This window comes from Enterobacter sp. B79-1, from assembly GCF_057444735.1.
The window spans coordinates 394,079-420,085 of record NZ_JBYAZJ010000001.1 but is presented as its reverse complement, the minus strand read 5'-3'; the positions used below and the strand labels follow the sequence as shown (position 1 = coordinate 420,085).

24 protein-coding genes are annotated in these 26,007 nt (G+C 58.1%); 11 read left to right on the top strand and 13 right to left on the bottom strand.

The genetic code is table 11. The features are described 5' to 3' along the window. Position 1: 1 nt before the first annotated feature. Positions 2-913 carry a LysR family transcriptional regulator gene (locus AC2T6E_RS02060; protein WP_126817073.1) on the top strand — a complete coding sequence of 304 codons (912 nt, stop codon included), beginning with the start codon at positions 2-4 and terminating at the stop codon, positions 911-913. On the opposite strand, the gene AC2T6E_RS02055 is transcribed toward AC2T6E_RS02060, so the two are convergent. Then, positions 904-1,788, bottom strand: a complete 885-nt coding sequence (locus AC2T6E_RS02055; protein ID WP_214593975.1) for a LysR substrate-binding domain-containing protein — start codon at positions 1,786-1,788, stop codon at positions 904-906. The two genes, AC2T6E_RS02060 and AC2T6E_RS02055, sit on opposite strands and share 10 nt — an antisense overlap. A gap of 112 nt (positions 1,789-1,900) precedes the next feature. Between AC2T6E_RS02055 and AC2T6E_RS02050 the strand changes: the two genes are divergently transcribed. The 3 genes from AC2T6E_RS02050 to AC2T6E_RS02040 all read left to right on the top strand — a co-directional run bounded on the left by AC2T6E_RS02050 (position 1,901) and on the right by AC2T6E_RS02040 (position 5,097). Further along, positions 1,901-3,388: a UbiD family decarboxylase gene (locus tag AC2T6E_RS02050; RefSeq protein WP_214593974.1), complete on the top strand. Its 1,488-nt coding sequence runs from the start codon at positions 1,901-1,903 to the stop codon at positions 3,386-3,388. A 121-nt stretch (positions 3,389-3,509) separates the two neighbouring features. After that, the gene (locus tag AC2T6E_RS02045) at positions 3,510-3,797 is read left to right on the top strand and encodes a VF530 family protein (protein ID WP_109082036.1); all 288 of its coding nucleotides are present in this window, start codon (positions 3,510-3,512) and stop codon (positions 3,795-3,797) included. A 7-nt stretch (positions 3,798-3,804) separates the two neighbouring features. Continuing rightward, the gene (locus AC2T6E_RS02040; RefSeq protein ID WP_486690367.1) at positions 3,805-5,097 is read left to right on the top strand and encodes a glycoside hydrolase family 10-like protein; all 1,293 of its coding nucleotides are present in this window, start codon (positions 3,805-3,807) and stop codon (positions 5,095-5,097) included. A 44-nt stretch (positions 5,098-5,141) separates the two neighbouring features. Here AC2T6E_RS02040 and dsbG read toward each other — a convergent pair whose 3' ends face one another. From dsbG to AC2T6E_RS01985, 11 genes are all read right to left on the bottom strand, one after another. Then, positions 5,142-5,918, bottom strand: coding sequence for a thiol:disulfide interchange protein DsbG (gene dsbG / locus AC2T6E_RS02035; RefSeq protein ID WP_226347823.1), 777 nt, complete (start codon positions 5,916-5,918; stop codon positions 5,142-5,144). A gap of 41 nt (positions 5,919-5,959) precedes the next feature. Next, positions 5,960-6,520 carry an RNA polymerase sigma factor gene (locus tag AC2T6E_RS02030; RefSeq protein ID WP_199906598.1) on the bottom strand — a complete coding sequence of 187 codons (561 nt, stop codon included), beginning with the start codon at positions 6,518-6,520 and terminating at the stop codon, positions 5,960-5,962. Between the two features lie 5 nt (positions 6,521-6,525). Then, positions 6,526-6,939, bottom strand: coding sequence for a hypothetical protein (locus tag AC2T6E_RS02025; RefSeq protein WP_108417429.1), 414 nt, complete (start codon positions 6,937-6,939; stop codon positions 6,526-6,528). 200 nt (positions 6,940-7,139) lie between these two features. Beyond that, on the bottom strand, positions 7,140-8,690 hold the full coding sequence (locus AC2T6E_RS02020; RefSeq protein WP_427353653.1) for a methyl-accepting chemotaxis protein: 1,551 nt from the start codon (positions 8,688-8,690) through the stop codon (positions 7,140-7,142). Positions 8,691-8,779: 89 nt separating this feature from the next. After that, positions 8,780-9,796, bottom strand: coding sequence for a LacI family DNA-binding transcriptional regulator (locus AC2T6E_RS02015; RefSeq protein ID WP_330752040.1), 1,017 nt, complete (start codon positions 9,794-9,796; stop codon positions 8,780-8,782). Between the two features lie 28 nt (positions 9,797-9,824). Further along, on the bottom strand, positions 9,825-11,231 hold the full coding sequence (locus tag AC2T6E_RS02010; protein ID WP_486690363.1) for a sucrose-6-phosphate hydrolase: 1,407 nt from the start codon (positions 11,229-11,231) through the stop codon (positions 9,825-9,827). Next, the gene (locus AC2T6E_RS02005; protein ID WP_010431297.1) at positions 11,231-12,601 is read right to left on the bottom strand and encodes a sucrose-specific PTS transporter subunit IIBC; all 1,371 of its coding nucleotides are present in this window, start codon (positions 12,599-12,601) and stop codon (positions 11,231-11,233) included. The genes AC2T6E_RS02010 and AC2T6E_RS02005 overlap by 1 nt, the downstream gene beginning before the upstream one ends. Before the next feature lie 67 nt (positions 12,602-12,668). Continuing rightward, positions 12,669-14,186: a carbohydrate porin gene (locus tag AC2T6E_RS02000; protein ID WP_211445560.1), complete on the bottom strand. Its 1,518-nt coding sequence runs from the start codon at positions 14,184-14,186 to the stop codon at positions 12,669-12,671. A 170-nt stretch (positions 14,187-14,356) separates the two neighbouring features. Further along, the gene (locus AC2T6E_RS01995; RefSeq protein ID WP_330752047.1) at positions 14,357-15,247 is read right to left on the bottom strand and encodes an aminoimidazole riboside kinase; all 891 of its coding nucleotides are present in this window, start codon (positions 15,245-15,247) and stop codon (positions 14,357-14,359) included. A 100-nt stretch (positions 15,248-15,347) separates the two neighbouring features. Then, positions 15,348-16,559 carry a diguanylate phosphodiesterase gene (locus AC2T6E_RS01990; protein WP_265186038.1) on the bottom strand — a complete coding sequence of 404 codons (1,212 nt, stop codon included), beginning with the start codon at positions 16,557-16,559 and terminating at the stop codon, positions 15,348-15,350. Between the two features lie 88 nt (positions 16,560-16,647). Further along, positions 16,648-18,123 (bottom strand): alpha/beta hydrolase, encoded by a 1,476-nt coding sequence (locus AC2T6E_RS01985; protein ID WP_486690360.1) that lies wholly within the window; start codon positions 18,121-18,123, stop codon positions 16,648-16,650. 267 nt (positions 18,124-18,390) lie between these two features. On the opposite strand from AC2T6E_RS01985, the gene AC2T6E_RS01980 reads away from it, so the two are divergent. The 7 genes from AC2T6E_RS01980 to AC2T6E_RS01950 are packed head-to-tail and all read left to right on the top strand — an operon-like array spanning position 18,391 to position 25,225. Further along, positions 18,391-19,245, top strand: a complete 855-nt coding sequence (locus AC2T6E_RS01980) for a MurR/RpiR family transcriptional regulator (protein ID WP_010431311.1) — start codon at positions 18,391-18,393, stop codon at positions 19,243-19,245. 12 nt (positions 19,246-19,257) lie between these two features. Next, a complete protein-coding gene (gene ddpX / locus AC2T6E_RS01975; RefSeq protein WP_010431314.1) occupies positions 19,258-19,833 on the top strand; it encodes a D-alanyl-D-alanine dipeptidase in 576 nt (191 codons plus the stop codon). A gap of 15 nt (positions 19,834-19,848) precedes the next feature. Then, entirely contained in the window at positions 19,849-21,381 is a 1,533-nt protein-coding gene (locus AC2T6E_RS01970; RefSeq protein ID WP_108417420.1) for an ABC transporter substrate-binding protein, read from the top strand. A 23-nt stretch (positions 21,382-21,404) separates the two neighbouring features. Further along, on the top strand, positions 21,405-22,427 hold the full coding sequence (locus AC2T6E_RS01965; RefSeq protein WP_042717629.1) for an ABC transporter permease: 1,023 nt from the start codon (positions 21,405-21,407) through the stop codon (positions 22,425-22,427). Further along, complete coding sequence (ddpC, locus tag AC2T6E_RS01960) at positions 22,424-23,317, top strand: D,D-dipeptide ABC transporter permease (RefSeq protein ID WP_486690356.1); 894 nt, start codon at positions 22,424-22,426, stop codon at positions 23,315-23,317. The genes AC2T6E_RS01965 and ddpC overlap by 4 nt, the downstream gene beginning before the upstream one ends. Continuing rightward, positions 23,317-24,303 carry an ABC transporter ATP-binding protein gene (locus AC2T6E_RS01955; protein WP_265185860.1) on the top strand — a complete coding sequence of 329 codons (987 nt, stop codon included), beginning with the start codon at positions 23,317-23,319 and terminating at the stop codon, positions 24,301-24,303. Before ddpC ends, AC2T6E_RS01955 begins: the two co-directional genes overlap by 1 nt. After that, entirely contained in the window at positions 24,296-25,225 is a 930-nt protein-coding gene (locus AC2T6E_RS01950; RefSeq protein ID WP_486690355.1) for an oligopeptide/dipeptide ABC transporter ATP-binding protein, read from the top strand. Before AC2T6E_RS01955 ends, AC2T6E_RS01950 begins: the two co-directional genes overlap by 8 nt. Here AC2T6E_RS01950 and AC2T6E_RS01945 read toward each other — a convergent pair. Beyond that, a complete protein-coding gene (locus AC2T6E_RS01945; protein WP_214605103.1) occupies positions 25,222-25,971 on the bottom strand; it encodes an SDR family NAD(P)-dependent oxidoreductase in 750 nt (249 codons plus the stop codon). The genes AC2T6E_RS01950 and AC2T6E_RS01945 overlap by 4 nt on opposite strands. Between the last annotated feature and the right edge of the window lie 36 nt (positions 25,972-26,007).

Genomic DNA, 26,007 nt, shown 5'->3' with positions numbered 1-26,007 from the left:
GATGACGCGGGTCACTGAGATGGACATAGACCTGCTCCTGACCCTGGACGCCCTGCTCCAGGACAGGAACATCACCCATGCGGCCGTGCGGCTGGGCATCAGCCAGCCGGCGATGTCCGCCCGTCTCGCGCGCCTGCGTTCGCTCTTTGGCGAACCGCTGTTTATTCCCTCCCCGCATGGACGCGGGGTATTACCCACGCCGAGAGCGGAGGCGCTCAGGCCGCAGGTGGAGAGCGTACTGCGCGGCATCAGCGCGATGTTTGCCCCCACCGCCTTCGAGGCGCAAACCAGCAGCCGGACATTTGTTATCGCGCTGCATGAAAACCCGGCGCTGATGCTGGGCACCGGGCTGCTTAACCAGGCAGGCGCAGCAGCCCCCGGCGTTCGCCTGCGCTTTGCCCTGCCTCAGATGGCCGAACTGCCGCAGCAGCTGGAAAACGGCGATGTGGATATCTACATCGGCGTGAGCGCGGGAGCCCACGACGGCTGGGTAAGACGCAAACTCATCGACGACGCGTTTGCCACCGCACAGCGCAAAGGCCATCCGCGCGGGACAGGACCGTTAGATCTGGAAAGCTACTGCGCCCTTTCTCATCTGGTAGTGTCATCGGCGGGGGATCCGTTTACCGGCTTTGTCGATCAAACCCTCGCAGGGCTGGGCCACCAGCGGCACGTCGCCATGTCGACGCAGAGCTACGCCGTGGCGCCTGCGCTTGTGGCCGGTACCGACCTGGTGTGCACCCTGCCGGAGCGGATGCTGAAACAGTTTGCCAGCACGCTGGATCTCTTCGCGCCGCCGCTGCCGCTCCAGCCGATTACCATCAACATGTACTGGCACCCGAAAAACAGCCATGATTCAGCGAATATCTGGCTGCGCGAGCAGCTGCTGCTGGCCGCCGGACGTCAGGTGTGATCGAGGGTAAGCAGAAACTTTTTAAGCACCTCTGAGCGGATAATCCGGTGGCAAACCAGCGTCAGCTCGCTCTCCCGGAGCCGGTCGAGGATGTCCACATAAACCACATTCTCGACGCTCACCGCCTTTGCCGAGGCGGGCAGCAGCGCCAGCCCAAACCCCGCCGAGACCAGGCTTATCACGGTGGGCACGTCGGTCGCGTTTTGTACCACGTTCGGCTGAAAACCCGCTCCGCTGCAGGCGTCATAAAAGTACTGTTCCAGCCCCATCCCCTCCGGGTCGCGCAGGGAAATCCATTTTTCATCTTTGACTGATGAAAGCGTCAGCGCGGATGAGCCCGCCAGCGGATGCTGACGATACAGCGCCAGCACCGTTTTCTCGGCGGTGAACGGTCGGCTCTGCAGATCGTCAGGAAGCGTGGGCAAGGGCGCCCGTATGATGGCAACATCCAGCTGATTGCTCTGCACGGCAGCGTAGAGCGTCTGCACATTTCCCGTCACCAGCGACATGGTGATGTCCGGCCAGCGCGTATGCATCTGGCGCAGCGCGGCGGGCAGCCTGCCGTCGAACATCGCGCTCGACACGCCCCCCAGGTTTAACACCCCCTGCTCGCCCCTTGCCGTTTGCCTGGCGTCCAGAACCGCCTGCTCGGTCAGGGAGATGGCGAGTCTGGCTTTCAGCAGAAACGCTTCACCAGCGGGAGTCAGGGTCAAGCGGCGGTTCGCCCGGCTAAAAAGCGTGACGCCCAAACGTTCCTCAAGCGCCTTTATCTGCTGACTCAGCGCCGGTTGCGCCATGTTCAGACGCTCGGCGGCCCGGTGCATGTGAAGCTCTTCGGCAACGACGATGAAATGGCGCATCTGACGAAACTGCACGGGACGCCTCCTTTTTTGATATGAATTTACTTATCAATTTAGCAGTAATGATGCAATTGATGCTATTGGTCATTGCCATAAGAATGGAGGTATTCAAACGAGGGAGGAAAATATGGAAAACCCGATCAACGATCTCCGCAGCGCCATCGCCCTGCTTCAGCGCCACGAAGGGCACTATATTGAAACCGATTATCCGGTCGATCCCAACGCGGAGCTGGCGGGGGTCTATCGTCATATCGGCGCAGGCGGTACGGTAAAACGTCCGACCCGTACGGGCCCGGCCATGATGTTCAACAGCGTGAAGGGCTATCCGGGCTCCCGCATTCTGGTGGGCATGCACGCCAGCCGCGATCGCGCGGCGCTCCTTCTGGGCTGCGAGCCTTCTGAACTGGCAAAACACGTCGGGCAGGCGGTGAAAAAACCGGTGGCACCCGTTGTCGTCCCGGCCTCGCAGGCACCCTGTCAGGAGCAGGTTTTCTACGCGGACGATCCTGATTTCGACCTGCGCAAGCTGCTTCCGGCACCGACAAACACGCCAATTGATGCGGGCCCGTTCTTCTGTCTGGGGCTGGTGTTGGCAAGCGATCCTGAAGATAGCTCGCTCACGGATGTCACCATCCACCGTCTCTGCGTCCAGGAGCGCGACGAGCTTTCCATGTTCCTCGCCGCCGGTCGGCATATCGAAGTCTTCCGTAAAAAGGCGGAAGATGCAGGAAAACCGCTGCCGGTGACGATCAACATGGGGCTCGATCCCGCCATCTATATCGGCGCGTGCTTTGAGGCCCCCACCACGCCGTTTGGCTACAACGAACTGGGCGTCGCCGGGGCGCTGCGCCAGCAGCCGGTCGAACTGGTGCAAGGCGTGGCAGTGAAAGAGAAAGCCATTGCGCGGGCGGAAATCATCATCGAAGGCGAACTGCTTCCGGGCGTGCGCGTAAGAGAAGATCAGCACACCAATACCGGCCACGCGATGCCGGAGTTCCCCGGATACTGCGGAGAGGCAAATCCCTCCCTGCCGGTGATCAAAGTGAAAGCGGTGACCATGCGTCATCACGCAATCCTGCAAACGCTGGTGGGCCCCGGAGAAGAACATACCACGCTGGCCGGTTTGCCAACGGAGGCCAGCATCCGCAATGCCGTTGAGGAGGCGATTCCGGGCTTCCTGCAAAACGTCTATGCGCATACCGCGGGCGGCGGTAAGTTCCTCGGGATATTGCAGGTGAAAAAACGCCAGCCGTCAGACGAAGGACGACAGGGCCAGGCGGCGCTCATAGCCTTAGCCACCTATTCGGAACTGAAAAACATTATTCTTGTCGACGAAGATGTGGATATTTTCGACAGCGACGACATTCTGTGGGCGATGACCACCCGCATGCAGGGAGATGTCAGCATCACGAATATACCGGGGATCCGCGGCCACCAGCTGGATCCGTCGCAGTCGCCGGATTACAGCAACTCAATTCGCGGAAACGGCATTTCCTGCAAGACCATCTTCGACTGCACGGTACCGTGGGCGCTGAAGGACCGCTTCGAGCGCGCGCCGTTTATGGAGGTGGATCCGCGTCCGTGGGCGCCGGAGCTGTTTAAAGATAAAAAATAAACGCTTTTTCTTCACCCCTCAGGGGTGAAGAACCTCACGCTTAAATTGCCGCCTCCCCTGCTTTCTTGTACCCTTTCACCGGAAACCCTTCCCCCATAAACATTGAGATATCCGGACGCCTATGACTGCACACATTTCTAACGATCCTTTACATGGCGTAACGCTGGAGATGATGGTCAACGCCCTGGTGGCGAAATATGGCTGGAGCGAGTTGGGCGACCGAATCAAAATTAACTGTTTCAGAAAAGATCCCAGCGTTAAATCGAGCCTGAAATTTCTGCGCCGTACCCCGTGGGCGCGCGCAGAAGTCGAAGCCCTGTATCTGGATTCCCTCAACGATGAGATAAGCACAGAACAGGCGGAGCCCGCCTTTAATCCCTGGGCTAACAGTCGGATTATCAAGAGCTAAAACGCAAATGACGCGACACGTAAAACGGATTGGTGCGCTGGCTGCCTGCGCACTTTTACTTGTGAGTTGCTCCTCAAAACCACCCAAATCACTGGTTACCCCTCTGCCGACCGTGAGCAAACCGACGCAGCAGGCAAACGCGCCGATGCGCGGGATCTGGCTGGCGACCGTCTCTCGTCTCGACTGGCCGCCGTTGGCCTCGGTGAATGGCCGCAGCGCGGACCAGCGTATCGCGATGCAGAAGCAGGCGCTGACGGACAAACTCGATAAGCTGAAAAGCCTCGGGATCAACACCGTATTTTTCCAGGTGAAGCCGGACAGCACGGCGCTGTGGTCATCTAAAATCCTGCCCTGGTCGGATACCCTGACGGGAACCATTGGAGAATATCCGGGCTACGATCCGCTCCAGTTTATGCTGGATGAGGCCCACAAGCGCGACATGAAAGTCCACGCCTGGTTCAATCCATACCGCGTCTCCACGAACACCAAACCTTCGACCATTGCCGCGTTAAACCGGACATCGTCACTGCACCCTTCCAGCGTTTACGTACAGCACCCGGAATGGATCCGTACCTCAGGCGATCGTTTCGTCCTCGATCCGGGCATTCCGGAGGTGCGTGACTGGATAACCCAGGTTGTAACAGAAGTAGTGAGGCAATATGCGATAGACGGCGTGCAGTTCGACGACTATTTCTACACAGAAACGCCCGGGTCGACACTGAATGATGCCTACACCTACAGGCGATATGGCGAGGGATTTGCCTCAAAAGCAGACTGGCGACGTCACAATACGCAAGAGTTGATCGTGCAGGTCTCCCGTGCAATTAAACAGGCAAAACCCAACGTTGAGTTTGGTGTGAGCCCGGCGGGTGTCTGGCGCAACCGCTCCTTTGATCCGGCAGGCTCTGACACGCGCGGTGCTGCCGCGTATGATGAATCCTACGCCGACACCCGTAAATGGGTTCAACAGGGGTTGCTGGATTATATCGCGCCGCAGATCTACTGGCCCTTCGCCCGTGACGCCGCGCGCTATGATGTTCTGACCAAATGGTGGGCTGACGTGGTGAAACCGACCCATACCCGCCTTTACATCGGCATCGCGTTTTACAAAGTGGGGGCACCCTCTAAAAATGAGCCCGACTGGACGGTTAACGGCGGCGTGCCTGAGCTGAAGAAACAGCTCGATTTGAACGATTCACTGCCCAACGTGAATGGCACCATCCTGTTCCGTGAAGACTATCTCAACCAGCCGCAAACACAGGACGCGGTAAGCTATCTCCGCGGGCGCTGGGGTAGCTGAGAGGGTAAACGCGGGCAGGAACACGCCGTTTCTGCCCGCGCCGATCAGGGTTTCGGCCCGAACATCTCTACCAGCTGTTTCTCGTTCGGCAGTCCCATTACCTGCTGAAGTTCGTTTTCTTCATTCAGATAATAAATCGCCGGAGTGGCATTCCCCCCCAGACTGTCCATTAAGGCCTGATGCTTCTGCAGGATCTCGACGGTTTCACGCGTCGCCGCAGCGTCTGGTTTAGGCAATTTTTTCCCACCGGAAAGTTCGTACTCTTTCCAGGCCGAGACCGGATCTTTCGCATTCAGAATGGCTGAGGCGTTACGCCCGCTGTTGGGGTTGAGAAACGCAACCAGCAGCGTGTTGAGCTGGACCTTGCCCGCCTTCACCCACGGCTGCGCTTCGGCCCAGAAGGTTTTGCAGTACGGACAGAACGGATCGGCAAAGACAAAGACTTTACGCGGCGCAGCGTCAGCCCCCTCTTTCAGCGGATGTGCTGCATTGAGCTTTTTCCACATTTCACGCCCCATCGGCGCGTAGATCTCTTTCTGGAAATAGGCCTCACTGAGATTTTTTCCCTTATCATCATACAGATACCCCGAAACCACGTGCTTTCCGTCAGGGGTTAAAAAAAGGGTGACGCCCATGTCCTGGTATTGTCCCAGCCAGGCAGGTGCGCCGCCTGGGGCGTCAATCTTCTTGAGGATCTTGATATCCTGCTGCTCACTGAAGTTCTTCACGGCATCAGGCAGCGTCTCTTCCGCTTTGAGCCCCCCAGAAACCATCAGAGCAGCAAGTAACAGCACTTTTTTCTTTGCAGGCAGTTGAAGCATAACGATCCCTCTAACATATTGTTTTTCAGAGTGGTCGAACTTCAATCCCCTGTCAACGCTTCATAGATATCCTGCAGGCGACTACGCAGAAATCGCACGGCCTTGTGCTTGCGGGATAACAACGCCTGCACCGTGTCGCCCGTTTCATCCGCCAGCGCTTTCATGCTGTACCCCTGAAATTCCGTTTTTTCGAATACCTCCCGCTGCGACGGCGGCAGTTCCGACAGGGCTTGCTCGAGTTCTTCCCACAGCAGCGATTTAAGATACTCCTCCTCCGGCGTTTGCGGCACGCCGAATAACGTTTCGGCTAACTCCTCTTCGGGAAAATCCTCGTCGTCGTCAGCGGTAAAGTAGCCAGCGAGCGAAACTTCGCGCTTTTTCCGCGCCCGGTCGGTCATCTCATTGCGTGCCGCGCGAAACAGCCAGGCGGCGACGTTCTCCACCGGCTGTTCCACTTTCATCAGCTGATACGTCACTTCCTGCAGGATATCGTCGGCATCATCGCGAACCGCCGTTCGCCCGCGAATGAATGCCTTCAGGCGGGTGCGGCAGGCATTAAGCGCCGAGACCAGTAATGATTCTCCTGCCTCACCGGCTTTCATATCGTTCACTCTGCTTCCGGTGTTTTCGCCGCATTGTCATCGCGCTTTTCATCACGATGGTCGCGCCAGCCACAATGGCCGTGGCGTCCAAACCCAGCGCGACGCTGCTGAATAAAGGCTTCACGCTGTTCCGGCGTCATGTTCATCCAGCGCTCGTGCATCCGGCGGTGTGCGCCGAACATACCAGGCCTGAAGCCCAACCCACCGAACAGAATGCGGCTCAGCAGCAGAATGCCCAGCGCCTGCCAGAAGCCGATGGCTTTCACGCCGAGGATGGCGGGAAGTAATGCGTTCCACAGGGTCATCACCAGCAGGCCGAGCACGATGAAAATCACCGCGCCGATGACTAAACCCTTGCCCATACGATGGCGACCGAATCCGCGTCCGTGACCTCTGCCGTGCATTTCAAAATCTCTCATGGTGTTTACCTCGTTTACAGTAACTGATTATGGCTTGTGATGAGGTAGACGGATGAGGGCGGGAAATATTGCTGGAGAAAATGAAATAAGTACTCTGGCCGCAGATTCGCGGTTATTGCCCGGCGGCGCTGACGCTTGCGCGGGCCTACAGGTTTGGTAGGCCGGGTAAGCGTCAGCGCCACCCGGCACATGTCAAAGGCTTACGCCTGCACCGGCAATCTAAAACTCGAAATACTCCGTGAAAGCTGCTGCGCCTGCTCTTCCAGCGAGGCCGCCGCTGCCGCGGACTGCTGCACCAGCGCCGCATTCTGCTGGGTCACGCCGTCCATCTCGGTCACCGCCTGGCCGACCTGCCCAATCCCCCGGCTCTGCTCTTCGGAAGCGACGGAAATCTGTTCCATCAGCGTATTCACTTTATTCACCGAAGCAATAATCGAATCAATAACGTCGCCCGAGCGGTGGACCAACTGCGCACCGTTTTTCACGCTGGAAACCGACTGCGCAATCAGGCTCTCGATGTCCTTGGCCGCCACCGCGCTTTTCTGCGCGAGTGTTCGCACTTCGCTGGCAACAACCGCAAAGCCGCGGCCCTGCGTGCCCGCGCGCGCGGCTTCAACCGCCGCGTTGAGCGCCAGAATATTGGTCTGGAAGGCGATGCTGTTAATGACGCTGGTAATATCCTCGATGCGCTTCGAGTTCGCCGCAATGGTGTTCATCGTTTCGATCACTTCGCGGGTCACCGCTTCGCCGGTGTGGGCATTTTTCACCGCATCCTGCACCAGCTTCCCGGCCTGGAATACATTATCGGTATTATTCGCCACCGTCGCGCTCAGCTCTTCCATACTGGCTGCGGTCTGGGTCAGTGCAGATGCCTGTTGTTCGGTGCGTGAAGCCAGGTCGATATTTCCGGAGGCGATCTCTTGCGCCGCGTGAGTGACGGTATGGCTCGCGTCGCGCACCTGGGCGATAGTGGCGAGCAGCGCCTGACGCATCTGTTCCATCGAACCCATCAGGTGATCGATTTCATTCCCGGCGCAGCCCTTCACGGGCACCGGTATGTCCAGCTTGCCCGCCGCAATCTGGCTGCAGTGTTCACGGGCCAGGTTAACCGGCGCGAAGACAAATCGCTTCATCAGCAGGCTGACGGCGATAATCACCAGCACAAACAGGCAGGCGATAACGGCAATCATCACCAGGCCAAAAACAAAGTTGCTGCTCGCATCCTCGTTAAGACTTTTGGCATATTTCTGATGAATGGAAAGGACCTGGTCGAGAACGATCTCGTACTGGCGGTCGAGGCGGGAGACTTCCGGGATCAGCGCGTTAAATTTGGCCACGTCGTGCGCCTCGGCGGCATCGATCAGCGGAGCCAGCCCCTGGTTGCGGTAGTTTTGCCAGGCATCCTGATAGGCAGCCACCTGCGGGGCTTCATCCGTCAGACGCGGCGAAGCCATAAAGGCCGCAAAGGCGTGGTCCGCTTTGGTCAGCGCCTCTTTCACCGCAGAAAGCTTGGCAGCCTCATCGGCAGTATTGCCCGCTTCCACCATCTTCACGTACTCCATCACCCTGACGCGCAGCGTACGGCTATGGTTGATAGGGTCAATAATGGAGAGCACAACCTGGATCTCTTTGTTCACGTTATCCAGGGAATTATTACTTTTAATGATGAGGCCAACGCTGGTAGCAGTGCTGACAACAAAGAAGAAAAGCAGTGAGAACAGGACAATCAGGGACGACTTCTTCAACGACATAAACCAATACCTCAAGGAAAATTATTCCTTATGGTTATCGGCTGTTCCAAAACTTAAATTAATTAAAGTTATTGATGTATTGGCCGGGGCTATACCGCTGACTTATAGCGCCGCTGAAGGGTAGCATCCAGCTTCCGCTGCACAGGTTGCGGCGCCTCGCCGTCGATCAATTTCCCAATCAGATCAAAGCAGTGCCACGCCAGCTGGCGGTTGTCCTGGCGAATGGTATCAACCGGTATCGTCAGCGAATCATACAAATAATGATCGTCAAAACTGGCTAACCTGATATCACTTTGCAACAGGTTATGTTGCCCCATATAGCGCAATACCCCTTCCAGCAGGCCACAGGCGGCGGTAAAGAGGGCTTTAGGCGGACGGCCTAAGCGCGCGCAAAGCTCAGCGAACATCTCGTAGCCGGAGCTCGGGTGATAGTTGCCGTGAATGATCCACTCCGAACGTAGCTCGACGTTGGCCTCACGTAAACCTTGCTTAAAGCCTTCCAGACGGTCCCGCGTCGGGGAAAGCCGTGGCTGCCCGCCGAGGAAATAAAACTCATCAGGATGCTGGCGGGCGATCTCGGCCACCAGTTCCGCCGTGGGGGTAATCGAATCGGTAATGACCAACGGCAGAGAGCTGTCGTTCATATGGCGGTCAAAGAGGACAACGGGCAGTTGCTCGCTCAGTTTCTGGTAGTCCGCATCATTCAGCATGCTGGAGGCCACAATCAGGCCGTCCACCTGGCGCGCCACCATGTTTTTGACCACCACGGTCTCCTGCCCCGGATTCTCATCGCTACAGGAAATCAGCAGCTGAACACCCGCCTCGCGGCACAGTGTTTCCAGTTCGTGAGAAAAGACGGCAAAACCGTAGTTGGTGATCTCCGGGACCACCAGACCAATGGTGTGGCTGCGGTTATCACGCAGCGAACGGGCGTGAATGCTCGGCTGATAGTGATGCTCTTTGGCAATTGCCAGAACGCGATCGCGGGTCTCTTCCGCCACCCGAAGCTCTTTGCTGCGTCCGTTCAGTACCAGGCTGGCGGTGGCTTTTGAAACCCCCGCCAGCTCCGCGATGTCTTTAATTGTGACGCGTTTTGTTTTTCTCACAACGACTTAGATCCGGCTGCCAAAACCCCTATTCTATCATGCAGCGGCGCAGCGACCAGTAGCGTAATGTGATGTCGGACGCACCTTCGAAGCACACCTGAGCCGGATGAGCAGGAAAATAGCGGCTGCTCATCACCCCTTCGCCATGATTGATGAAAATCTCAACGCTGGAACGGTCGCACAGCACGCGTAAATGGTTAACGTCACCCAGCCAGTAGCGGGTCAAGGTTTCGCCGTTTTTCAGGCTGGCGCGTTCAAGACGCAGCCCCTTCTCATCCCAGCGAAGGCGCATCGCGCCGGCAAAATCCACATTCACACACGCCGTTTCCAGCTCAAACTCAAGACTCGTCGCATCCAGAGCGGGCGCACCGCGGGCAGCACCCCGCCACTGACATTCGGTCTCGCGCAGCGTTTCCAGTTCACGAACGGGCGCTTGCCACAGCCTGCCGTCGCGATACCGCAGTTCACGCGGGCAGGTCATCTGGTGGATCCAGCCATGGGCCCGCGTCGGCTGGAGCATCTCTTCCCCGTCCGGCACGCCCATCCAGCCAATGAGGATACGCCGTCCGTCTTCCGCCAGCGTGGTTTGCGGGGCGTAGAACTCGAACCCGGCGTCCAGTTCATGTAGCTCGCCGTGATCAAACGTCGCGCGCTGATAGTCAAACGCCCCGCTCATCCAGGTCGCCGGATAGGTATTGAGGTAGCGATGCGGCTCGCGCGCCAGCCCCTGCGGACAGCAGATCAACACGTGCGTCCCGTCGAGGGCAAACAGATCCGGACACTCCCACATATACCCCGCGTCCGACAGGCCGTTGACGCCGTGACCGGCAATCTCGCCGCAAGGCTGCCAGCGCTGTAAATCACTGGATGTGAACAGCAGCACTTTACCGTGCTTTTGCACGTCTTGTGCGCCCAGCACCATGTACCACTCCCCGTCGTGTTGCCACACCTTCGGGTCGCGGACGTGTCCGGTATAACCGTCCGGCAGCGGCAGCACCGGGCCCCGTTTTTTAAAGCTTCCGTCCGGTTGTTCGACGGCCAGGCACTGCCAGGCGGTGCGGCTGCCGTCGTCAAACTTCACGTTGCCGGTGTAGCACAGCGTCAGTTCGCCGCCGTTGTCCACGGCGCTGCCGGAGTAGCAGCCGTTGCGGTCATATTCTTCATCCGGCATCAGCGCCAGCGGCTCATGCTGCCAGTGCACCAGATCCGCTGAACTCCAGTGTCCCCAGCACTTGTAGCGATGATCGCACTCCAGCGGATTCCACTGATAAAACAGGTGGTAGCGCCCGGCGAACCAGATAAACCCGTTGGGATCGTTCATCAACCCCGTCACGGGCGCGGCGTGCCACGCGGGGTAATGGCTGTCGGCCAGCGCGCGCGGCTGGCCCTTCATGACGGCCTGCAATATCGCAGGCCAGCGGGAAGCGAAGGTCATTATTCAGAGTCCGTTTTATATTTCAGCAGCAGCGAGACGGTAAACGCCACGCCGAACGCAATCACCATGCCGATAATATAGTTGAGCAGCGAGCTGGCCTGCACAATAGCCATTCCCGGAATAGCGGTCAGGCCAACGGCGGTCATATAGACATGGACCGACACCACCCAGGCACCGCCCACCGCGCCGCCAATCAGCGCGGCGATAAACGGTTTAACAAAGCGCAGGTTGATACCAAAAATGGCCGCTTCGGTGATGCCCAGCATCGCAGAAAATGCCGAGGGTAAGGTAATGGCTTTGATTTTGGCATCTTTGGTCTTGAACCACACCGCCAGACAGGCACCGCCCTGCGCCACGTTCGCCATGGCCCAGATAGGCAGCAGGAAGTTAACACCAATCGACGGGTTACCCAGCAGCCCGGCCTCGATGGCGTGGAAGCTGTGGTGAATACCGGTGATCACAATCACCGAATAAAGCCCACCAAACAGCAGCCCGGCCAGCCAGCCCGCGTGTTCAATGAGCGTGCTCAGGATAAAGGAGATGCCGTCGCCCAGCGCGCGCCCTGCCGGGCCGATAATCAACAGCGCAATAAAGCCGGAGATCACCACGGTCAGGAAAGGCGTCAAAATCAGATCCAGCGCGTCCGGGATCGCGCGGCGCAGATTTTTCTCGACAATGCTCATAAACCAGACGGCCAGCAGCACCGGGAACACCGTGCCCTGATAGCCAATCATGGCGATCTCAAGCCCGAAGAAGTTCATGGTGTGGAAGCCGGACGCCACGCCCCAGGCGTTGGTCAGCGCCGGGTGCGTCAGGATCCCGCCAAGCGTGGCCCCCAGGTAGGGGTTGCCGCCAAATTCGCGTGCGGCGGTGAAGCCAATCAGGATAGGCAGAATGATAAACGCCGCCGAGCTGCACATGTCCAGCATGATGTAGAGCGCGTTGTCCGCGTTAACCCAGCCGTAGGTTTTCACCATCCCGAGCAGCCCCATCAGCAGACCCGAGGCCACAATCGCCGGGATAATCGGCACAAAAATATTGGAGAGCAGACGCGCGATGCGCTGGAACGGGTTGAGCTTGCGCGCTGCGATATCTGCCGCTTCCGACTTGCTGGATTCACTGATACCCGCCGCCTGAATAAACGCCGCGTAAACCTTGTTGACCACGCCCGTGCCAAAAATGACCTGCATCTGCCCGGCGTTACGAAAACAGCCTTTTACACCCTCGACCTTGCCGATAGCCTGCTGATCGGCAAGCGCGTCATCGACCAGCACCAGACGAAGACGCGTTGCGCAGTGGGCGGCGCTGGCGATGTTTTCCTTGCCACCGAGCAGCGGAATAAGCTCGCGGGCGATTTGATTAAAATCCATAGATACCTCTGCCTGACTTCTTTTTTATGATGTGCGAAACGCTCCCGCCAGGCGGGAGCGTGATGGGTTAAAACCAGGTTTCCATCTGAACCCCAAAGTTCCATTCCCCGCCAGCGTTGAAGCCGCTGCTGCCAAAGGCATCATCGCTGGCGTAATTATCCAGTTTGCTGCTCCAGTCCATCCAGGTGGCAAACAGGCGCAGCTCCGGACGGCTGAAGAAATCACCAATCTTGCCCGCTTTTAACGTCGGGGCGAAGGTCAGCTTGTAGAAGCTGCCGTTGACCGCATTGCGATCCTTGTAGCCTTCCGGGTTTAAGTCCATGTACTGATAGCTGCCCTCGAATGCGAGGGCGAAATTCTGCGTGACCTCTTTGATCAGGCGCGTATTCAGGGTGACCCACTCATAGCTGTCGCCTTTCACGTAGCGGTCCTTGCTGCTCTGCGCCAGCACGGCAGGCGCGATATGCCAGCCACCGCCGAGCGGCGTGACACCGTAACTTGCAAAGCGCCAGGTATCGGCTTCCGACAGCAACGCGCCATCCGAACCGATGCTTTTGACCTCGGCGCCCAGACCGTGGCCGTAGAGCAGCGCCGTTTTGGCGGAACCTTCACGCAGCCCGTAGAAACTCTCGTTATGCAGGCCGACCAGGGCGTGCACGCCGTTGTTCGCCGCATCGGTTTTAATCAGATCGCCGCTGCTGTCTTTACGGTCGTCATTATCCTTCGCGCGTAAGCCGCTGACCATGACCTGGAGCGGACCGGCGAAGTGGTTCATGCTGAGGATGTAGTTCTGAACGTTATTGTCGATCTCCTCTTCGCTGCCAAAGTTGCGGCCATAAATCGAGAAGTTGCTGCGCAGGTTCTCGTTCCACTTCACGTCATACACGCCGCCGCCGGTTCCGGCGAGAAACACCACGTCGGAGTCCAGCCAGTGAATGTCAAAGTTATCGCGATCGAATCGTTTACCCGCCCAGAAGGTGCTGCCCTTTAGCGCGCCGGTAAAATCTGGCAGATTTCCCAGTTCGGCAAAGGCCTGACGAATATTAAGATCGCTGGTATCGGCGGACCAGTCGTTATAGGTCTTCTGACCGTCGGCAAGCATTGCCTTGAAGCGGGTGGTCGCCCCGCTGTCGAGCGTCTGTTTGTGCTCCACGTTCAGCTCAACGTAGGTGTCTGCTTCATTACCCAGACGACCTACCGCACCACCGGTTTCCCCGGCTGGCGTCAGGTATGGACCACTTTTGCTGCTGGAGGCCGCGTCGTTCATCAGCAGGCCGGAACGGGCGTAGCCGTGGAACTCGAACCCGCTGCTCTGGTCCGCTTTTTTCTCCAGCACCGTCGTACGTTGCGCCACCGCCTGAGTGGTGGTTTGCGTCTGCTGCTGTGCCGCCACCAGCTGCTGCGTTTTTTGCTCCGCCGCCGTGGCGCGTTTCTCGGCAACCTGTGCGCGGGTTTCCGCAGCCTGGAGGCGCTGCTCCATCGCGGCAAGGCGCGCTTCGATGCTTGTCATATCCGTTTGGGCAAAAACAGAGGTACTGCCGGCCAGCATGCCTATCATCACGGCAAGTCTGCGTTTTTTATACATTTTGTCGCATCCCTAAAAGAATTTATTAAAAGTGCTAAATTGCTAAACCGGTTTAGGTTGCTGATACTAAACCTGTGAAATTTGGATCGGCAATGTTTTTTGCTAAACCGATTTAGTTTGTGTGATCGAGGCGACAATTCAGGCCGCCGACGGGCGGCCAAAGGGGGGAATTACAGTTCGTGATGGTAAGGCAGCGCGGTCATTGCGCCTTTCGCCGTCGTGGCTAACGCGCCGCAGCGCTGCGCGAGTCCGATGACCGGGACAAGTTCCTGACCGGCGGCCAGTCCGTACAGAAGACCGGCCACGAAGGCATCACCTGCTCCGGTCGTATCGACACACTCCACGGAGGTTGCCGGATAGTGTTTCACGGCGCCATCATGCCAGGCGATAACGCCCTCTTTGCCCAGCGTGACCAGCACCAGACGGGCCGGACAGCGGCGCATGAGTGACGCCAGCCCGGTTTTTACCTGAGCGTCGTGGGTTAAAAACGTCAGCTCCTCAACGGAGAGTTTGACCACGTCTGCGTGCTGCAAAGCCAGTTCGAGGCAGCGGCGAAGTTCGTTCTCATCAGCCCAGAGATCAGGGCGAATATTGGGGTCGAAACTGACGTAACCACCCGCTTCCCTGATGGAGGTCATCGCCTGAAACGCCGCTGAGCGGCTCGGTTCTGCGCTTAAGGCGATGGAGCAGACGTGCAGCCACTCACCGGCGCTGAAGGACGGCAGATCGGCGGGTTCCAGAAACAAATCGGCGCTCGGGCGCACCATGAAGGTAAACGAGCGTTCGCCATGGTCATCCAGATCGACAACCACTGTGGAGGTACGATGCGCAGGGTCAAGGCGCATCTGCCGCACCTCAACCTGCTCATCAGCTAATATCTGATACATAAAGCGGCCAAAAGGATCGTCGCCCACTCTGCCGATAAACGCGCTGTTTCCCCCCAGCCGCGCAACGCCAACCGCCACGTTTGCCGGTGCGCCGCCGGGGCATTGCAGTAACCTGCCTTCCCCATCTGGCAGGAGATCCACTACGGCATCACCAAGAACCCAGATCTTTTTCATGTCACCCTCTTTGCTAAACAATGTTAAACCGTTTTAGCTATTTAAGCACAGCCTGGCATGAGGGGGAAATAGTCGAGGAGGAAATGTATGGAATGTGCGATCACCGCGTCATATGCGGCCAGTTAATATCAGATACGCCATTCAGCTGTGGGCGTGCAAACAAAAAGCCCTGAAAACGGCGTATTCCGGCAGACTCAAGCCAGAACCACTCTTCGAGCTTCTCGATGCCTTCGGCCACCAGGGTAATTTCAAGGTCGGTACAGCAGCTGATGATTGAGCGCACAATCGCCTGCTTCGGACCGCTCAGGTGAATATTGCTGACAATCTCCCGGTCGATTTTAATTTTATCCGGCTGGAATCGGGTCAGCAGAGAAAGTCCGGCATAGCCAGAGCCAAAATCGTCAATGGCCAGACCAATCCCTTCTGCACGCAGCTGTTTAATGGCGCTGTTAAACTGATTGAAACCGGAAATCATCTCGTTTTCGGTCACTTCGATGATGACCTGTTCAGGCTGTAAACCGTACCTGCCGATCTGTTCGACCAAAAACTCAACCGCGCCAGGCACATTCACCAGCGACATTGGCAGCAGGTTCACTGCAAGTTTGTGACTCCCGATCCCCAGTTTTTCGGCCAGCGCGAAGGCATAGGCTTTGGTTTGCAGATCGACCTCGTAAATCTTATCCGGGTCGAGAGCATTGAAGAAATGCTCCGGGCTTCCGCCGTCATTTCCGCGGATCAGCGCTTCAAAAGAGCTAATTTTGCCTTCCGAGGGCTCGACAATCGGCTGAAGGGCAAACTGGCAGGGTTGATCCGCGAACAGCCCTAAGGCGTCACTAAAATCCGTGCTCTCGCGGGAAAGCGTCCATTTCTCCGGTTCGTAATGCGAGCCAGACGATGTCGATTTACTGCCGGTAATAAACGACTGGATAAATTTAAACACCCGATCGTCAGATGTCAGATAACTCTCGAGCTTGCTGTAATGCAGAACTGATTCCAGAACCTCTTTCTGCGATTGGACCTGCAGATCGAACAGCAGCATGCCGACGTTGTCGAAACGTCGGCGCGGACCGTAATCCCGCATGAGCTCCACCACGTCTGCATGCCGTTTATCTTCGCGGATCTTATGGAAGAGCTTCACCACGCTCTCTTCCTTCCCTTCGAGAAGTTGCAGAATTTCGCTTCCGTTCGAGAGAAGAATACCGGTGATGTTCTCCCCCGTATTACGGATCCTGGCCTTTTCAACCAGCGCGCTGAGCTCTGCAGAGCTGCAGGATAAATTCCACTGGCTTCGATAAATGAGAGTAGTAAGCACAGAATCGGGGTCCGGATATGAGGTAAACGTCTGAACGTTACTGTTTAACATACTTCCCCCTTGCGGCCTAATCTATTCATTAAACCAATTAATTCCCCTCAATGCGCCCGTTAATCCGCTCCTGCATATAGTCGTAAAACGGATTTGACGTGACCCGCATGAGCGCATCCTTCCCGACGCTAAGAACCGATGTCTCGCCCCACAGCGCAATGGTCCCCAGGCTGATGCCATAGCGGTTTTTGACCTCCGGATGACGGCCATACAGATCATCTTCAGGAGGGAACGGGATGGCCACATGCGAGAGCGAATAGACCTCTTGCGGATACGAAGTGGAGAGCGGAACTACCGTTTCACGCGTACTCTCCGCAGGCGTAATCTTAGCAACCGTGTCATCACTGTCTGCCCTGCGATTGGTCACCACCGTGACACTGTAACGCCTTTTTGCCGCAGGCAGGAGATCGGCAAGCGCTGTCCAGGAAGAGGGTTTAAACAACGGACGGAAGCTCGCCGCCTGGTTGATATCAAATACCACCAGTTCACTGCCGTTTGCCGGAAGCTGGTCGAACAGCCCCGTCACCACCGCCCGGGTACTGACCGTCGAATCCATGATGGACTGAAACGCTATCACCGGCGCGAGCTGGTCGAGGCTGTGGTTCTGCGCATCATGGCTAAGCTGCTGCTGCAACGCCTGCGTCAGTAACCACGACTGTCGCGCCGCGTTCACCGGAAACGAATTATATTTGTAAGGGTTATATTCTGGAGCAATGTTGAGCCACGCGGCTTTGGCAAATGCCGGTAACATCGCGGGTAGCCCGGCGAATCCGGCAAAACGGGCGAACGCCGTGACGCCAATCATGGGCGACAGCAGTACCAGCTGCTGAGGTTTACGCAACGTCGGGGCGTCGAGCGCATCAAGGGCATATTTCATGGCCAGCGCCCCGCCGTTGGAATACCCCACCAGATGCAGCGGCACCGCATCCCCCGCCAGACGCGTCGCTTCACGTACGGCAAGCCGCGTCGCCGCCATCCACATCTCCCAGTCGACATCCGTTAACGCACCGGGCGCGGTGCCATGACCGGGCAGGCGCGGAACGACGGCGACAAAGCCGTGCTGCTGATAGTTAACCGCTAGGTGTTTTACGCTGTAAGGCGAATCCGTCAGTCCGTGAAGCAGCACCACCGCTCCGCGTGGTTTGCCTTTTGGCATCAGCACAAATGAACGGTTGGCATCGGGTGAAAACTGTCCGGGCCATACCAGGCTCTGGCGATTGTAGCGGTTAAGAGGGGTCTGCTCTTCTGCTTCCGTTTTCGCCGTCACCTCGTTTTCCAGCGCGCTGAAAATGGCGTTTTCGCGGGTCAGGTACTGGGCGAAATTTGCCTTGTCCATCTCCTGGACGGACATTTCATCCGCGCGCCAGGTATGCCAGCGGTGCAGTTCCGGCCCCTGCTGCGAGAGATAAACCCGCACGGCGAGCAGTACAAACAGGATAATCCCCAACACCAGGATACTTTTCTTTGCGAACGCGATCAGCCGCACGCTGACACGCCAGGGCCAATTCGCCATGCCGATTTTCCTTTCCAGCTCAGTGTCCTTCAATCTTAACAAAAATGTGAAGGCACTGACGTATTCACCAAAATCATTCTCCTCCGCTTCGACCAATGCACCAAAAGTGAACTACGCTGCACAAATGTTGATCATTGGTTAAATAAATATTGCATTAACTTTGCTGCATAGCGGGTTTTACCCGCTCTGTGAACATGGCACGCGTCCTGCATTGTTAATCAGGTAACAAAAAATCGGCAATTGACAGCCAGTTAACAGCGAGGCGGTATGACGACACAACCTGAAGTGCTGAGCCGTATCGAAGCGACCTTCAGTCAGCTCACGCCAAGCGAAAAGCGGGTGGCAAGCTGGATGCTGGCGCACGCCGCGCAGATCCCCTTTGAAACGGCAGAAAGCGTGGCGCTGATTACCGGGACCAGCGGGATCACCGTCGGGCGCTTCCTGCGCAAGCTGGGCTACCGCAATCTGGACGATGCTAAAAAAAGCCTGCGCGACCCTTATCAGCCCTGGGGCATGAACGAGCGTCTTGACTCGTGGCAGCAGCAGCAACCGCTGTCGGACCGCGTTCAGCACTCGCTTTCCCTGGAAATCGACGCGATTACGCAGGTGTACCAGCTGGCGCAAAGCGAGGCCTTCAGGCAGGTGGTCCATCAGCTTGCCCGTGCAGACGCGGTTTTTGTGCTGGGTATTCAGTCGACGCGCGGGATCGCTAATGCGTTCTTCAGCCATCTGGAATATCTGCGCCCGCGCGTGAGCTACTCAGAAGGGTTATCCGGCAGTTGGGTGGAGTCCCTGAACTCAGGATTTGCGAACCCCTACGTGGTGCTGACCGATACCCGCGCCTACTCCGCTATTGCCCGTCAGTACTGTCGCGTCGCGAGTGAAAAAGGCATTCCGATGGCGCTCATTACCGATATCTGGTGTCCGTGGGCGCGGGATTACCCTATCGATTTACTGCAGGTGAAAACCGATACCGGACACTTCTGGGATTCACTTGCCCCCGTCAGTTGCCTGTTCAACCTGCTGCTCTCGGGCGTGGTGGAAGCACTGGGTGAAGCGCTGCCGGAACGCCTCGCGGTAAACCGACAGCTACAACAAGAGTTTGGTCAATTCGAACGCTAAAGGAGTGGATCAATGTCCGACGAGTATCAACTGGTTGATGTGGCGAAGACGTTTCCCGCGCTGCATATCGATCTTAAATACGCCACCGATGACAACATCACCGGCAGGCCGATTTATCAGGAAGCGCGATGCTTGCTGCATACCGATGCGGCTACCGCGTTAGCGAAATCGATCGGTATTGCTACCCTGGCCGGACTGAAACTGGTGGTCTACGACGCCTACCGTCCGCAGGAGGCCCAGGCGCAGCTGTGGGATGCCTGCCCAAACCCGGAATACGTGGTTGATGTGGCCATTGGCTCGAACCACAGCCGGGGGACCGCCATCGACGTCACCTTGATGGATGAACGGGGTCACGTGCTGGATATGGGCGCCGGGTTTGACGAAATGCACGACCGCTCGCATCCGTATCACCCTTCCGTACCGCCGCAGGCACAGCGCAACCGCCTGCTGCTCAACGCCATTATGTTTGGCGGCGGATTCGTGGGCATCAGCAGCGAATGGTGGCATTTCGAGCTGCCAAACGCCGCAGGCTACCCGCTGTTAGACGACCAATTTCCCTGTTTTTCGACCACACACGCTGCACGTTAATACTGGAGCCCGGCCATGAAAAAAACGCTTCTGACCACCCTGATCGCCGCTACGCTGGCGTTAACTTCTACCGCTGCACTGGCAGCCGTTCCCAAAGATATGCTGGTGATTGGCAAGGCGGCCGATCCGCAAACCCTTGACCCGGCGGTGACAATTGATAACAACGACTGGACGGTCACCTACCCGTCCTATCAACGTCTGGTGAAATACAAGCCGGGCACGACCGAGGTGGAAGGCGATCTGTCGACGGGCTGGAAAGCGTCCGACGACCAGAAAGAGTGGACATTTACCCTGACGGACAACGCCAGATTCTCCGACGGTACGCCGGTCACCGCCGAGGCGGTCAAGCTATCCTTCGAACGTCTGCTGAAAATCGCTCAGGGCCCGTCGGAAGCCTTCCCGAAAGATCTCAAGATTGATGCGGTTGATGAGCACACGGTGAAATTTACCCTCAGCCAGCCGTTTGCCCCGTTCCTCTATACGCTGGCGAACGACGGGGCCTCCATCATTAACCCGGCGGCGCTGAAAGCCAATTCCGCCGATGATGCACGCGGTTTTCTGGCGCAGAACACGGCGGGATCTGGCCCGTTTATGCTGAAAAGCTGGCAGAAAGGCCAGCAGCTGGTGCTGGTACCGAACCCACACTGGCCGGGCGACAAGCCGCACTTTAAGCGCGTGTCGGTGAAGATCATTGGCGAGAGCGCATCGCGCCGCCTGCAGCTTTCCCGTGGCGATCTGGACATCGCCGATTCTCTGCCGGTGGATCAGCTTTCTGCCCTCAAGCAGGAGGGCAAAGTGACCGTCGCGGAATACCCGTCCCTGCGTGTGACCTATCTCTATTTGAACAACAGCAAAGCGCCGATGAACCAGGCTGATTTACGCCGGGCAGTCTCCTGGGCGACGGACTATCAGGGGATGGTGAAAGGTATTCTGAGCGGCAATGGCAAGCAGATGCGCGGGCCGATCCCGGACGGCATGTGGGGCTATGACGCCACCGCCATGCAGTACAGCTTTGACGAGGCCAAAGCAAAAGCGGCGCTGGAAAAAGTGAAGGATAAACCCGCCAGTCTGACGTTCCTCTATTCCGACAACGATCCGAACTGGGAGCCGATCGCCCTCTCCACTCAGGCGAGCCTCGGCAAGCTCGGGATTAACGTCAAGCTGGAGAAACTGGCCAACGCCACCATGCGCGACCGCGTGGGCAAAGGCGATTACGACATCGCCATCGGCAACTGGAGCCCGGACTTTGCCGACCCGTATATGTTCATGAACTACTGGTTCGAATCGGACAAAAAAGGGCTGCCGGGCAACCGCTCGTTCTATGAGAACAAAGAGGTCGATGCCCTACTTCAGGCGGCGCTGAAAACCACTGACCAGGCCGAGCGCACCAAAGACTACCAGCAGGCGCAAAAAGTGGTGATTGACGAGGCGGCCTACGTTTATCTGTTCCAGAAAAACTACCAGCTGGCGATGAACAAAGAGGTCAAAGGCTTCACCTTTAATCCGATGCTCGAGCAGGTGTTTAACATCGCCACCATGAGCAAGTAGCGGCTCTCGCCGGGGGAAAATGTATGACGTTCTGGAGCATTCTGCGCCAGCGCTGCTGGGGGTTACTCCTGGTGGTGGCCGGTGTCTGTATTATCACCTTTGTTATTTCACACATGATCCCCGGCGATCCGGCCCGTCTGCTGGCCGGTGACCGCGCCAGCGACGAAATGGTCCAGAGCATCCGCCAGCAGCTGGGGCTGGACCAGCCGCTCTGGGTCCAGTTTGGTCGCTACGTGGACGCGCTGGCGCACGGTGATTTAGGCACTTCCATCCGTACGGGGCGGCCGGTGGCGGAAGATTTGAAGGCCTTTTTTCCCGCCACGCTGGAACTGGCCTTTTGCTCCCTGCTGCTGGCGCTGGTGATTGGCGTGCCGCTGGGCATTTTATCCGCGGTCTACCGTAACCGCTGGCTGGACCACCTGGTGCGGCTGATGGCGATGACCGGCATCTCCACGCCCGCGTTTTGGCTGGGGCTGGGGGTGATTGTGCTGTTCTACGGACAACTGCAAATTCTCCCGGGCGGCGGCAGGCTGGATGACTGGCTCGATCCGCCCGCGCACGTGACCGGGTTTTATCTGCTGGATGCGCTGCTGGAAGGCAACGGCGAGGTGTTTTTCAACGCGCTGCAGCACCTGATTCTCCCCTCGCTCACCCTGGCGTTTGTTCATCTGGGGATTGTAGCGCGACAGGTTCGCTCGGCGATGCTGGAGCAGCTTAGCGAGGATTATATCCGCACCGCCCGCGCCAGCGGCCTGCCGGGCTGGTACATCGTCCTGCGCTATGCTCTGCCCAATGCGATGATCCCGTCGATTACGGTGCTCGGGCTGGCGCTGGGCGATCTGCTTTACGGTGCGGTGCTGACCGAAACCGTCTTTGCCTGGCCGGGAATGGGTGCCTGGGTGGTGACCTCTATTCAGGCGCTGGATTTCCCGGCAGTCATGGGCTTCGCGGTGGTGGTGTCGCTGGCATATGTCTTCGTCAATCTGGTGGTGGATCTGCTTTATCTGTGGATTGACCCACGAATCGGGCGCGGAGGTGCCGAATGATGTTAACTCAGGAAACGTCCGTCCCCGTAAAACCCGCAAAGCAGCGCATCAACTGGGCAAAGCTGTTCTGGATGCTGCGCCAAAGCCCGCTCACGCTGATTGGCGGCGTGATTATGCTGCTGATGCTGGCGCTGATGGTGACATCACCGTGGATCGTACCGCACGACCCGAACGCGCTCGACCTGACCGCCCGCCTGCAGGCACCGTCTGCGCAACACTGGTTTGGCACCGATGAAGTGGGCCGCGATCTGTTCAGCCGGGTGCTGATTGGCAGCCAGCAGTCCATAACCGCAGGGTTAGCCGTGGTGGCGATTGCGGGCGGTATTGGCTCGCTGCTTGGCTGTCTGTCTGGCGTGCTGGGCGGGCGCGGTGACGACATTATCATGCGGATCATGGACATTATGCTCTCCATCCCGTCGCTGGTGCTGACGATGGCGCTGGCCGCCGCGCTCGGCCCGAGCCTGTTTAACGCCATGCTGGCAATTGCGATTGTGCGCATTCCGTTTTATGTCCGCCTGGCGCGCGGGCAAACGCTGGTGGTGCGCCAGTTTACCTACGTGCAGGCCGCACGTACCTTTGGCGCATCGCGATGGCACTTGATCAGCTGGCACATCCTGCGCAACGCCCTGCCGCCGCTGATTGTGCAGGCCTCACTGGATATCGGCAGCGCGATCCTGATGGCCGCCACGCTGGGCTTCATTGGTTTAGGCGCGCAGCAGCCCACCGCCGAATGGGGTGCGATGGTCGCCGTTGGCCGCAACTACGTGCTTGACCAGTGGTGGTACTGCGCCTTTCCGGGAGCGGCGATTCTGATCACCGCTGTCGGTTTTAACCTGTTTGGCGATGGGATCCGCGACCTGCTGGATCCGAAATCGGGAGGAAAGCAGTGATGAGTGATGCCGTTTTAGCGATAGAAGATGTACACCTGAGCTTCCCGATTTTTCGCGGGGACGTTCATGCGCTTAACCACGTTTCGCTGGAGATCAAACGCGGGGAAATTGTCGGCGTGGTGGGCGAATCCGGCTCGGGCAAATCGGTGACGGCGATGCTGGCGATGCGCCTGCTGCCGGAAGGCAGCTACCGTGTTCATCACGGAAAGGTCACTCTGCTGGGTGAAGACGTGCTGAACGCCACGGAAAAACAGCTTCGCCAGTGGCGCGGCGCGAAGGTGGCGATGATTTTTCAGGAGCCGATGACGGCGCTCAATCCCACCCGGCGCATCGGCAAACAGATGGTGGAGGTGATCCGCCAGCATCAGTCCCTTTCCCGACGGGAGGCACAGCAAAAAGCAATCAGCCTGCTGGAGGAGATGCAAATCCCCGACGCGGCCAGAGTGATGGAGCGCTATCCGTTTGAGCTTTCCGGCGGCATGCGTCAGCGGGTGATGATTGCCCTTGCCTTCTCCTGCGAGCCGGAGCTTATCGTTGCGGATGAGCCCACCACCGCGCTGGATGTGACCGTCCAGCTGCAGGTGCTGCGGTTACTGAAGCATAAAGCGCGCGCCAGCGGCACCTCGGTGCTGTTTATCAGCCACGATATGGCGGTGGTATCGCAGCTTTGTGACCGGATGTACGTGATGTATGCAGGGAGCGTGATAGAGAGCGGTGCCACGCAGACGTTAATTCATCATCCCGTTCATCCCTATTCCATCGGCCTGCTGCAGTGCGCACCGGAAAACGGCCAACCTCGCGACGTTCTACCCGCCATTCCCGGCACGGTACCCAACCTCAGCCAGCTTCCGCGCGGGTGTGCATTTCGCGAGCGCTGCTTTGCCGCTGGTGCGAAATGCGGCGAAACGCCCGGCCTGATGCCACATGGCGCTGAAGGCCAACAGGCGGCATGCTGGTACCCGCAACAGGGGGCACACCATGTCTGACATTCTGCTGGAACTGAACAGCGTGCACGTGAACTTTACCGCGCGCAAAAACTGGCTTGGGCGCGTTACCGAGCAGGTTCACGCCCTCAACGGGCTGGATCTCCAGCTCCATCGGGGCGAAACGCTGGGCATTGTCGGAGAGTCCGGCTGCGGCAAAAGCACGCTGGCGCAGCTGCTGATGGGGATGCTCAAACCCAGTACCGGCGTTTGCCAGCGGACACACCATGCTGGCGATATGCAGATGGTGTTTCAGGATCCGCTCTCGTCGCTCGATCCGCGCTTGCCGGTCTGGCGGATTATCACCGAGCCGGTGTGGGTGCAAAAACGCAGCAGCGTACGTGAACGTCGCCAGCTTGCTGAGGATCTGGCGCTGCAGGTCGGGATTCGTCCGGAATACCTCGACAGGCTTCCCCATGCGTTTTCGGGCGGCCAGCGCCAGCGCATCGCCATCGCCCGTGCGCTCTCCTCCGATCCTGACGTCATCGTGCTGGATGAACCCACCAGCGCGCTGGATATCTCCGTGCAGGCGCAGATCCTCAATCTGCTGATCAAGCTACAGCAGCAGCGCAATCTCACCTATGTGCTCATCTCACATAACGTCTCGGTGGTCCGGCACATGAGCGACCGCGTGGCGGTGATGTATCTGGGTCAAATCGTTGAGCTGGGAAGCGCCGCGCAGGTTCTGGGGGATCCTCAGCATCCGTATACCCGGCTGCTGCTGGACTCCGTCCCGAAAACCGGCGTGCCGCTGGATGAAGCGCTGGCGCTGCGTAAAACGGACCTTCCGGGTAACCGCCATCTGCCAGAAGGGTGTTATTTTCGCGACCGCTGCCCGATGGCAACGCAGGGGTGTGAACGTCCTCAGACGTTACAGCCCTCTCGTGAGGGCCGGAACGTGCGCTGCTGGCGAAATGCGGGTTAGATTTGCGCCATTCCACCGTCGACAAACAGCTCGACGGCGTTGATAAAGCTGGCCGCGTCGGAGGCTAGAAACGCCACCGCTTTACCGACCTCTCCCGGTGCCCCTAAGCGGCCCAGCGGAACCTGAGCGGCCAGCGCGTCGTAAAGCCCCTGGCGCTGGGATTCCGGCACCAGGTCACCCAGTCCTGGAGTTTTGACCGGTCCAGGGCTGACGACGTTGACGCGAATGCCCCGCCCCTGCAAATCCAGTGCCCAGGAGCGGGCAAAGTTACGCACGGCGGCTTTACTTGCGCTGTACACGCTGAAGTTGGCGGTCCCTTTCACCGACACGGTCGACCCCGTAAGGATGATGGATGAGCCGGTGACCAACAGCGGCAGCGCTTTTTGTACCGTAAACAGTACGCCCCGCACGTTAATGCCGAAGATCCGGTCAAACTGCTCTTCGGTGATGGCCCCGAGCGGCAGCATGTCTCCGCCGCCTGCATTAGCAAACAGGATATCCAGGTGACCTGCTTCCTGTGCAATTTGGGCGTAGATCCGGTCGAGATCGGCAAGCGAAGAGACGTCTGCACGGATACCCACGGCAGCGGCACCGACGCTGGTGACAGCGGCATCCAGCTCAGCCTGGCGGCGACCGGTGATATAGACCTTAGCACCCTGTGCCGCCAGCTCCTGCGCGGTTGCCAGACCAATACCTGTGCTGCCGCCGGTCACCAGTGCGATTTTTCCTGCGAGCGTTGTGTTCATTGTATTCACCTTTAATGAGGGGGGTTGGGTTGAACA